This window comes from Thermodesulfobacteriota bacterium, from assembly GCA_036397855.1.
In the GTDB taxonomy this organism is placed as follows: domain Bacteria; phylum Desulfobacterota_D; class UBA1144; order Nemesobacterales; family CSP1-2; genus DASWID01.
Map to the genome: position 1 here is coordinate 1 of DASWID010000100.1, position 3616 is coordinate 3616.

The 3616-nt window shown below is 40.6% G+C and carries 6 protein-coding genes; 5 read left to right on the forward strand and 1 reads right to left on the reverse strand.

Going from position 1 to position 3616, the window contains the following annotated elements:
- On the reverse strand, positions 1–360 hold a 360-nt coding region (locus VGA95_07480), incomplete at its 3' end, for a hypothetical protein (protein ID HEX9666388.1).
- A gap of 214 nt (positions 361–574) precedes the next feature.
- Here VGA95_07480 and VGA95_07485 point away from each other — a divergent pair.
- From VGA95_07485 to VGA95_07505, 5 genes are all read left to right on the forward strand, one after another.
- On the forward strand, positions 575–763 hold the full coding sequence (locus VGA95_07485; GenBank protein HEX9666389.1) for a hypothetical protein: 189 nt from the start codon (positions 575–577) through the stop codon (positions 761–763).
- Positions 764–841: 78 nt separating this feature from the next.
- Positions 842–1237: a hypothetical protein gene (locus VGA95_07490; protein HEX9666390.1), complete on the forward strand. Its 396-nt coding sequence runs from the start codon at positions 842–844 to the stop codon at positions 1235–1237.
- Position 1238: 1 nt separating this feature from the next.
- A complete protein-coding gene (locus VGA95_07495; protein ID HEX9666391.1) occupies positions 1239–1886 on the forward strand; it encodes a transposase in 648 nt (215 codons plus the stop codon).
- 16 nt (positions 1887–1902) lie between these two features.
- Entirely contained in the window at positions 1903–2187 is a 285-nt protein-coding gene (locus tag VGA95_07500; protein ID HEX9666392.1) for a hypothetical protein, read from the forward strand.
- A 176-nt stretch (positions 2188–2363) separates the two neighbouring features.
- Positions 2364–3616, forward strand: a 1253-nt coding sequence (locus VGA95_07505) for a 6-bladed beta-propeller (GenBank protein HEX9666393.1), incomplete at its 3' end; no start/stop codon positions are given.

Below are 3616 nucleotides of genomic sequence, written 5' to 3' on the forward strand. Positions count from 1 at the left end.
AACAGCTTTTCCATTGTGCGCTGTAATGACTTTGCACTTGCCTGCCCACTCTAATATCGCACCTAGGTCTTCCCAGTTCTCTGCTGCCTGTTTCCAATGGTCATCCAGACCAGCCTGGGTCTCATACAGTTCGTCAAGCACGAACATCGTGTTTCCCGTAGGCTCAGAAGAAGGATTAAACGGCTCCTTTAGTTCAGGCGCTTTTATAATATTGTATCGGAGTAATGCCTTTTCACCTTCTCTGTAGTGTGTTCTCTCCATCCATCGAGCGTGGCTTGCGAATAGCTTATCGCCTTCCGAAACAAGGTTCGGGGGAGCTATGAAAATTATTGTTATTTGAGTCTTACCGATAGTAGACATATACATACCTCCTTAATAATTTTGTTTCTAAAGAGTTGAAACTAAAGGGAGGAAAATAGAATCAGAAGAATTAATGCGTACTACTTCCCCAACTCAAGTATTAACCGCACCCTTAGCAACTAATCACATTGTACAATTTGTTGGATAAATGTGTCAAGCTAATTAATTGAGAATTAACAATAGATGAGTTAAAAAATTTACAAGAAGGCGAGAAATGTTCGGCTTCCTTGAAGCGCTTGTAGCGTTCTACGGTTACATAACTGATAAGCAATATCTAGAATGTAAAAATTGTGGTTTCCTGGTGGAAAAACGTAAAGTTACTAAAACCAAAGAAATGGTGGAATGCCCTAAATGTGGAGAGAATGAATGGGAAGAGACGAGTATATTGGACGAAGAGTTATAACCGCTCTTATTTGTCTCAGATGTAGTGAACCTTTCAAAAATATTTTAATTTGTCTTCTTAATCTATAGAATATATATAATGAAAACTGTTTTTTATTCTTGGCAAAGTGATTTGCCATCTAATATCAACAGAAACTTTATAAAAGAATCAATTGAGGAAGCTATTAAAATAGTAAATCAGGAGGTGGAAATCGATAGTTCTCCAAGAAAAGATGACCAAATTCTAGAATTAGACCATGATACAAGGAATACTCCAGGGTCGCCACCAATAGTACAAACCATCTTTAATAAGATTGATAATTGCGAAATGTTTTTAGCGGATTTAACTTTTGTGGCTAAAACGTTCAAAACAAATCCTAACACGAAGAAATTTAGACTAGTCCCTAATGCTAACGTTTTAATCGAATATGGTTATGCGAAAAAGGGGTCAAATCTTTTGTTTACAAGTCTAGTTGATGCCCCTATATTTATCTAAGATGTCTCGTCCACTTAGGATCCAGTTTCCAGGTGCAATATATCATGTCATGAATCGTGGGATTGCACGTCAAAAGATAATTGTAGAGACACCAGACTATGAAGAGTTTCTAAAGACCCTTGCTGAGACCCACGAGCTTTGGGGTATTGAAGTCTTTGCATACTGTTTGATGAGTAGCCACTATCATATCTGCCTGAGAACGCCAGAAGGAAATCTTTCTCGTGTCATGCGCCATGTGGATGGTGTATACACCCAGAGGTTTAATAGAATGCATGGGCGGGACGGTCCTATATTTCGGGGTCGATATAAGGCAATTGTGGTCGACGGTGATAGATATTTGAGTGCTGTAGTGCGATACATACATTTGAATCCAATTGAGGCTCGGATGGTTAAAGAACCAGAAGATTATGAGTGGAGCAGCCATAAGGACTATTTGAAACCAAAAAAGGCACCGAAGTGGCTTAATGCAACTGAGTTATTGGAGGAATTTAGTGGTGTAAGAGAATTTCAGGAGTTTGTTTTATCGGGGAATGAAGATAAGCTGGAAGAGTTTTACACTAGAGGTCGTAAGAGTCCAATATTAGGAGGAGAGGTGTTTAAGGAAAGGGTAAGAGAGAAGGTAGGCAAGATTAGGAGGAGAGCATCCTAGGCATGAGAGGGAATGGTTGAGGCCGTCGGTAGAGGAGGTAGTTAGCAATGTGGCTACGGCATATGGGGCAGGAGTTGATGAGGTGCTAAGGTGGAGGAGGGGAACTGGTAGTGAGGCGAGGAAGGTAGGGATGTATTTAGTGAAGCGGTTATGTGATATGAAGCTAAATGAGGTAGCAGGAGTGTTTGGAGTGAGTAGCTATGGCGTAGTGGGATGGGCTTGTAACTGGATAAGGGTGAAAATGGATAACGATAAAAGGTTCAGAAAGAAGGTGGAAGAGATTGTGAACAATACTTATTAACAAAAGATTTGACCCCTTTTTCCTACTCTAACAGGTAAAATTGTGGTTGTTACATTTGATTATATGTGGCATTTTCACTTTGTATCGACATCTGGAAAAATCCAAAAAAATTTAACACTTTCTTGATATTATGTGCTATAATACATCACTCATTAAAAACAGGATGGGTGGAGAAAATGATTAAATCAACCTTAATGAAGAGATTCCTAATTGGGATAAAGCCTTTGAAAGATTGTTCAATCAAAGTGAGTACTATAGTAAAGCTTTTTATTTTTGTTATTTTATCGTTGCTATTGGCAACTATGATAAACGTGGGAGTGGCGAGCGCGCAAACTTTCCTTTTCAAGTTTGGCTCCCCTGGCAGTGGCGAAGGCCAGTATAATGTCCCGCTTGCCCTATCAGTGGATAGCTCCGGAAACATTTACGTTGCAGACAGGGATAATAATCGCATCCAGAAGTTTGATAAAGATGGTAATTTCCTCCGTATGTGGGGATTTGGCGTTCAAGATGGAAAGAATGAATTCCAAATCTGTACAAATTCTACAAAACCATGCAGAGCAGGCATTGGGGGAAGAGGCGATGGCCAGTTTGGGCTCACAAACGGGGTAGCGGCGGACATCTCAGGCAACGTCTATATTTTGGATAATGGACGTTTTGGAAGCGAACCAAGTCGTATCCAGGTGTTTAATTCACAGGGCAATTTCCTTTTCAAGTTTGGCTCCGGTGGGCTGGGAATATCAACAGATGGCAAAATCAATATATACGTTGCCGATTTTATTAATAATCGCATTCAGGTTTTTGATGCCACGGGTAAATTTCTTTTCCAATTCGGCGCATTTGGCACAGGCAACGGTCAATTTAGGCTTCCCCATGACGTGGTGGTAGATTTCGCAGGCAATATAATTGTTGTAGATGAAGAAATTAATAGAGTCCAGAAATTTGATTCTAATGGCAATTTCCTTCTTAAGTTTGGCACTATGGGTAGTGGCGATGGTCAGTTTAATCACCCCCGTGGTGTGGCGGTAGATAGAGAAGGCAATATATACGTTTTAGATACACTTAATTCCCGAGTTCAATTGTTTGATCCGAGTGGCAATTTCCTTTTCAAGTTTGGCTCCGCTGGCAGTGGCGATGGTCAGTTTACTGGGCTTGGTGCTATAGGCATTGATGTGGATAATAAAAGTGGCAAGATATACGTTGCTGACACATTTAATCATCGCATCCAGGTTTTTGGTGGTTTCGGTCAGGGTGGTGGAGAAGAACCGGATATTGATGCTGATGGAGTGCCAAACGAGCTTGACATTGATTCAGACAACGACGGGATTCCTAATTCAATAGAATTGCCTGCCGAACTCCTAGGGGCTGGCTCACTTGTTGAGGTTTCACAAATTGAGGAAGGAATTTTAGATAACCCTGATGAAGACGGTAT